Below are 6,199 nucleotides of genomic sequence, written 5' to 3'. Positions count from 1 at the left end.
ACCGGCCCGCCGGCCGACCGGCCGCCGACGCGACCGGCCCGCGGCACCGACACACAAAGCGTCACCCGTTCGCGGTCGACATCGTCCAGATTTTCCCCCAACCCCGGCGCTCTCGAACGCCTCACCACCGCTGTCCTCATCGAGATGCACGACGAATGGACCGCCTTCCCCCGCCGCTACCTCCCCGAAGGCAGCATGGGCAAGATCTGTCCCGACGAAGATCAACCCGACGCCTTTACACCACTCCAGCGGACATGACCTGAGGTGTCGTTCCCGTAGCCGTGCCTGGGCCGTCTCTGGGCCGTCCGAGGGCTGCCGACGACGACAGCCGACGACAGCCCTTCCCCTGCTCAGAGCCGGCGCTTCGGGTACCGGCGCAGGTGCCGGTCAGCGAAGCAGAGTCGAGGAAGATCTGGTCGATCGCTCGCCCCGCTGCGAAACGGACCTCGGCGGTGCGCGTTGCCGCTTCGCGGAGATCGGTGCAGGTGGGCTGTTCCGCATGCGGCACTTCGAAGAGGTAGGTGCCGTGGTCACCCACGTGGACGATGTCCACGACGCTGTCGTCCTCAGGCTGACCGTGCTCCCAGAGCTGCGCGGGAAGTCGATGCCGTAGTCGCTCGTGGACGGACCGCTTTCTGTCCGCTGCTGCAGCCGCTTGCAGGTGGTGCTCGGCTGTTCCTCGCCCTTCCAGGCTCTGGACGGCCACCGTGTCCTTCGAGTCCGGCGCGTGCTCGGAGCCGTGGCAGGCGGCCAGGGTGGCCACTCCCAGGAGCAGGAGGGCCACCACGGTCGTCTTGCGGATCACGATCAGGAGCGGCTCCGGCCCCGGGGCACGATCCGCATCAGAGCGGTTCCCAGGGCCACCAGGGCGAAGGCCGTCAGGCCCAGCCACACGCTGGTCGTCAGTCCGATACCGGTAGAGGCCAACGCCCCACCGCCCACAGTCGTTGCAGGGTTGTCGTACAAGGGTCCCTCCGAAATGATCTCTGACGGTTTCTGAAGCGACCTGCTACCAGGCGCGCTCACGGCGGAACACGGAGTCCAGGTACGCCTTGGCGTGGCAGGCCTGGAGCAGGAAGTCGAAGAGCAACTCGTACATGGACGCGGCGAGCAGCATCCGCTTCCAGCCGCGCTCCCGTACGGTCACAACCCGCTCGATCACGAAGACGAGCGAGACCCAGAGCCAGAACTCGTGCACGCGGAACGAGTCCGAGGCCAGGGAGTAGGCGATGGTCACCATGTACACGGCGGTCACGAGGAGGCCGGCCATGCTCAGGAGCTGACGGCCCCAGTAGCGCCACGTGATGCGCGTCAGGCCGTACTGGACGCAGTTCTCCACCGCTCCCCGCTTCCAGCGCAGTCGCTGGTCCCACAGGGCCTTCCAGGTCAGCATGACCTCGGTGGTGAGCGTGCAGCCCTCCGGCGAGAGCACCTGACAGCCCAGGTGCAGCACCGCGAAGGTCAGCTCGTTGTCCTCGGTGAGCACCGAGGTGTCGTAGACGCCCCCGAGCCCGTCCCCGGCCGGGAGACGGCCCTTCAGGCGGGCCTGGGAGATCTGCCGCAGCACCTGCACCCGGAACATGGCCGCCGTGCCGGTGAGCACCAGGCACTTGCCGCCCAGGCGCTTCACGTCCCGCGAGTAGCGGGCGTACTCGTTGCGCTGGAGGTGACCCACGAAGCCCCCGCCGGGTCCTCCCCGGAAGGTGCCGCCCACTCCCCCGTAACCCTTCGCGAGGTGTCCCACCCCACAGGCCACGAAGCCGGGGTCCAGGGCGCTGTCCGCGTCCGTCACGAGGACCACGTCGTCGTCGTGCAGATCGGGCAGCAGGCCGGCCAGGGCCTGGTTCAGCCCTCCGGCCTTCTTGTGCCGGTTGCCCCGGGTCTCGAAGACCTCGGCCCCCAGGGAGTCCGCGACGGCCACGGTGGCGTCGGTGCAGTTGTCCGCGACCACGATGACCCGCTGCGGGGGCACTGTCTGCCCGTACAGCCCCTGGATGGAGTCCGCGATGGCGTCGGCCTCGTTGTGGGCCGGGATCAGGGCGATCACGTTGCGGATCTCGGCGGGCTCCAGGCCCGATCTTCGATGCTTCCCCATGGGTGCCTTCTGTGGAGTCGTTCTGAGACGGGATCAGCGGGGGCCCGGAAAAGGATACTGTGTCCGATTCATTCCTTTGATCTTGTGCGGCTGCAGAACGGGCACGAAGGTGAGGTTGACGCTGTCGAGTTCGCTGCGGAGCCGGTCCTGGAGGCTGTTGTCGGCCGGCGCGATGACCGCAGTGGACCTTCCCCCCTGTGCCGAGTCGATCTGAGGTTCCCCGCTGTGCGGGAGGTGCTGACCAGCTGGTCAGGTTGGGTTGATGCGGTTTCAGGTTCACCGGTTCGGCCGTTGCCTGGTCGGCGTAGTGCTTCTCCTCGAACTCGATCGGGCTGGGGTGGCCGAGCCGTTTCTGGATGCGGCGGGGGGCGTAGAAGCCGTCGAGGTACTCGAAGAGCGCGAGGTTCACCTCGGCCCGGGTCGCGAAGACGCGGCCGCGGAGGCACTCGGTCTTGACCAGCATCCACAGGTTCTCCGCCAGGGCATTGTCGAACGAGTCGCCGGCCGCGCCCGTGGATGCCTGGATTCCCGCTCTGACCAGGCGCGTCGTGAGCTTGATGCTCCCCCGCAAGCGGGGGCACCCCCGGCGGCCGACGCGGACGCCTTCGCGCTTCAGGGCGGCGTGCACGCGGGGTGAGCCGTAGGTGCCGCCGGAGTCGGTGTGGATCTGCCGGATCTGCCCGGTCGGCTCGGCGTCCCGGCGGCGCCGTTCGCATGGCTCGGTCTCGGCCTGGCGCCGGCGGTAGCAGGTGGAGGAGGGGACGTGCAGTTCCCGGGGTACGGGCTCGACCCCCAGTTGCGGGTGCTCGTCGATGGACGCTCTCACCTGGGTCGGGTCGGGTCGAGCTGTGCGGCGGAAAAAGCCGATGCCGTCCGCAGGACCTCGTTCGCCCGGCGCAGTTCCCGCACCTCACGCCGCAGCCGGGCCAGCTCCTCCTTCTCCTCGGTGGTGAGCAGGTCGCCCCACTCGCCGGCATCCGCCTCGGCCTGCCGGATCCAGCCGCGCAGGGCCTCGGGATGCACCCCGAGTTCCTCGGCCGTATGGCGGATCACGGGCTGCGGCTCGGCCGTGCGGTACATCCGCACCGCACGATCACGCGACTCCAGCGGGTACTTCCTCGGGGCAGGCATCGTCAGAGCTCCTCTCACGAACCCCATCTGACCTGTTGTCACCTCTCCCCGCATCTCGGGGGAACCTCAGCGTCTCCGAAATCCGCGACCACCCGCAGCCGACCTCCGAGTGCTTCCACATAGGACCGGAGTGTCGCCACCTCGGCCCGGTCCAGCTCGCCGTGCTCGATCACGGAGACGCGAGGCACCGAGACCCCCATGGACGCGGCGACCTGGCGCTGGGTCAACGCCTGCTCACGCCGGACCTCTGCGAGCTGGTGGGCGCGCACCTCCGCGGTCAGCCTGTCCATGGCCGCCTGCTTCTCCTGAACCGAACGCACCGGCAGCCCGGCGGCCTCGCGCCGCTCGCGCGCCTCGCGCCTGGCCTCCTCCCAGCCGACCGTGCTCATTCGTACTCCCTGGTCTCGAGAGCGGTCACATGCGCCCGGCAGCGCTCCTCGGCGATCGGCACGTTGACCGTCAGCCCAAAGCGTTCGAACTGGGCATCAGGCCGGTTTCCGCACTCGTCGACGCCCCCGATCTCTTCTCCGTCGTCGTGGCGGTACTGGCCGGCATCGTCGGCATCATGGCGCTGACCCGGGTCAGGTCGAGCGCGCTGCTCGGCGTTTCCATCTCGGTCACCACCATCCCGGCCGCCGCCGACATCGGCGTCTCCTGCGCGTTCTCCAGCTGGAGCCAGGATCGCGAATCCCTGGCCCAACTCCTGCTCAACATCGTGCTGTTGATCCTGGTGGGCGTGCCAGCGCTCAGGTTCCAGCGGGCGCTCCGGCGGCGTATCGGCCGACGCGGCGGGCGCTCCGGCGCCGGATGAACGTCCCTTCTGCCGCGCGGGCCTCGTCGGTGCCTCCCCCTCACCTCATCCGGGGACGGGTCCGGGAGGCTCCCGGGGGAGGGCGGGGTCGTCCGGCACCGGTCCGAGCACGACAGCGACGTCACCGGGCTGCGGCGTGGGTGTGCCACCGCTGTCGGCGGGCACCAGTCGGCCGTCGGGACGCACCAGGAGCAGCAGGTCGTCCTCCTGCGGGACCGGGCCGTCGAAACGCCGCGCCACGATACGGGCCCCCTGTTCGTGCCGCCGGGAGACGGCGAGACGGGTGAGTTCCGGAGCGAGCAGGGTCTCACCGCCGCCGTAAGGGGCCACGACTCCGTACTCCCGGCTGCGCGGCCCGAAGCGGTAGACCGGAACCCTCCCGCCACGGTGCAGCACCGTTGACGCCAAGGCGTTGAAATCGTCCTCGTCCGTGAGGAGCAGCACCGACGTGATGCCTTCCAGCCGGGCGCCACGTCCGGTGGCCGCCGCCAGCAGCTCTCCCGGCGCCAGTTCCAGTCCCGCTTTCCGGATCCGCCCTCTCTGTTCCTCGGAGCTCGCCCACATCAGGACCTCCAGCCCGGCCGATCGCAGAGCGCGTCCGAGATCGACCGCCCACGGATCACCACCGACCAGCAGGGGGCGGGCGCGGGCGGAGCGGGTGACACCCAGGCGACGGGCGACGGGTACCGCTGTCAGGCCGTAGAGCGTCACGGTCGCGGCGATCGTCAGAAAGGTGACCGGGAGGATCTTCGACGCCCCGCCGATGCCCGCCGCGACGAGACCGACGGAGAAGGTCGACCCGTTGGCCGCGGCCACGATGCCGCGCGGGGCCATCCACGCGAGGAAACCGCGCTCGCCCCGGGACAGGCCCGCCCCGAGCGTCGCCAGCCAGACGGCCAGCGGACGCGCGACCAGGACCAGGACCGCGACCAGGCCGAGTGCCGGCAGGACCACATGGCGCAAGGAGGCCGGGGTGATCGTGGAGGAGATGGAGACGAACAGCAACCCGATGATCAACTGAACCAGCGTCTCGAAGAAGGGGCGCTCCTCGGGCACGTCGAAACCGGGCAGGCGCACCACCGCGAGCCCCATGACGATCGCCGCGATGAGCCCTGAATCGTCGCGGACCATGTCGCAGGCCGCGGCCACCGCGATCACCGTGGCCAGCTGTGCGGAGGTGGCCGGCACGTCACCGAGCCGGAGCCTGGCCAGCAACAGCCACAGCACCGCCGTCCCCACGGCGGCACCGGCCAGACCGACACCGACACTGACCGCGAACTGCACCGCCCCGTGGCCGAAGCCCCTGCCATGACCGCCGTTGAGGACGGCGGCATAGACCAGGGCCCCCAGAATGCCCCCGACGGGATCCACGAGGGAGCCTTCCCAGGCGAGGATCCGCTGGAGCCGATCGTCGGGCCGGACGAAGGCGAGCAGCGGCCCGACGACGGTCGGCCCCGAGACCACGAGGATCGCACCGAGCATCAACGCCGCCTGCGCGGACATCCCCAGCACGGGTGCGGCGAACAGCGTGGTGAACGCCCAGGACAGGACCACCCCGACCACGATCAACCTGACCACGGTCCGGCGCGGGCGCCCCCGGAGCCTGCGCAGGTCGAGCCCGAGCCCGGAGTCGTAGAGGATCACCGCCACGGCGAGCGACACCAGCGGGCTGAAGGCGGGGCCCAGCAGCCGGTCGGGGTGGATGTCGTCGGTCAGCGCCCCCGCGACGAACCCCGCCGGGAGCAGGATGATCAACGCCGGCACGCGCACACGAGAGGCGACGACCTGGGAGCCGACCGCGAGCACGAAGGTCAGGCCCACGCCGAAGAGGATCTCGTCGGTCGTCACCGCTCGCCCTTCCCCCGGCTTCTCCCCCCGTCGGTCTCGCTCACCGTTCGCGTCCCATGCTCACCCGGCGGGGAGCCCCTCGCATCTCCGTCGGACCTCCGGGGATCACGGGGCTTGCGGGCTTATGGCGGGGTGCGAACTCCCTCAAGGTCCCGAGTGGAGCCGAGACCCCGGGAACAGCTGCCGGAGCGGACCGGCTGTCGGCCTGGCCGCGTTCGCGGCGGTGCAGGATCACCAACCGAGCAATGCTCATGACTTGTGGATCGGCTCTCGGAGTGGCACGTGAAGGGCGTACCTTCCCGAGGGATCGACTG

At 70.0% G+C, this 6,199-nt stretch carries 5 protein-coding genes and 3 pseudogenes; 2 read left to right on the top strand and 6 right to left on the bottom strand.

What is annotated here, in order from left to right:
• A pseudogene (locus JL475_RS40920) lies at window positions 1–258 on the top strand (IS256 family transposase); the annotation flags it as partial.
• Here JL475_RS40920 and JL475_RS37805 read toward each other — a convergent pair.
• The 5 genes and pseudogenes from JL475_RS37805 to JL475_RS37780 form a co-directional block, all read right to left on the bottom strand.
• Window positions 236–763, bottom strand: a complete 528-nt coding sequence (locus tag JL475_RS37805; RefSeq protein ID WP_237409411.1) for a hypothetical protein — start codon at window positions 761–763, stop codon at window positions 236–238. The pseudogene JL475_RS40920 and the gene JL475_RS37805 sit on opposite strands and share 23 nt — an antisense overlap.
• 246 nt (window positions 764–1,009) lie before the next feature.
• Window positions 1,010–2,095 carry a glycosyltransferase family 2 protein gene (locus JL475_RS37800; RefSeq protein WP_202282738.1) on the bottom strand — a complete coding sequence of 362 codons (1,086 nt, stop codon included), beginning with the start codon at window positions 2,093–2,095 and terminating at the stop codon, window positions 1,010–1,012.
• 370 nt (window positions 2,096–2,465) lie between these two features.
• A pseudogene (locus tag JL475_RS41815) lies at window positions 2,466–2,921 on the bottom strand (IS3 family transposase); the annotation flags it as partial.
• Window positions 2,918–3,226: a transposase gene (locus tag JL475_RS37785; protein ID WP_202282737.1), complete on the bottom strand. Its 309-nt coding sequence runs from the start codon at window positions 3,224–3,226 to the stop codon at window positions 2,918–2,920. The gene JL475_RS37785 and the pseudogene JL475_RS41815, both read right to left, overlap by 4 nt.
• Window positions 3,227–3,264: 38 nt before the next feature.
• The gene (locus tag JL475_RS37780; RefSeq protein ID WP_202282736.1) at window positions 3,265–3,615 is read right to left on the bottom strand and encodes an XRE family transcriptional regulator; all 351 of its coding nucleotides are present in this window, start codon (window positions 3,613–3,615) and stop codon (window positions 3,265–3,267) included.
• Window positions 3,616–3,686: 71 nt separating this feature from the next.
• Between JL475_RS37780 and JL475_RS37775 the strand changes: the two are divergent.
• Window positions 3,687–4,037: pseudogene (locus JL475_RS37775) on the top strand (DUF389 domain-containing protein); the annotation flags it as partial.
• 45 nt (window positions 4,038–4,082) lie between these two features.
• Here the strand turns inward: JL475_RS37775 and JL475_RS37770 are convergent.
• Window positions 4,083–5,885, bottom strand: a complete 1,803-nt coding sequence (locus JL475_RS37770) for a sodium:proton antiporter (RefSeq protein ID WP_202282734.1) — start codon at window positions 5,883–5,885, stop codon at window positions 4,083–4,085.
• Window positions 5,886–6,199: the final 314 nt, after the last annotated feature.

It is taken from the genome of Streptomyces sp. M2CJ-2 (assembly GCF_016757295.1).
Lineage (GTDB): Bacteria > Actinomycetota > Actinomycetes > Streptomycetales > Streptomycetaceae > Streptomyces.
The sequence above is the reverse complement of the archived record's forward strand: the minus strand, read 5'-3'. Positions and strand labels throughout refer to the sequence as shown.

Bases quoted from the DNA above. Each gene is read 5' to 3' on its own strand.
- JL475_RS37800 (WP_202282738.1), bottom strand. From the start codon at position 2,095: ATGGGGAAGCATCGAAGATCGGGCCTGGAGCCCGCCGAGATCCGCAAC.
- JL475_RS37785 (WP_202282737.1), bottom strand. From the start codon at position 3,226: ATGCCTGCCCCGAGGAAGTACCCGCTGGAGTCGCGTGATCGTGCGGTG.
- JL475_RS37780 (WP_202282736.1), bottom strand. From the start codon at position 3,615: ATGAGCACGGTCGGCTGGGAGGAGGCCAGGCGCGAGGCGCGCGAGCGG.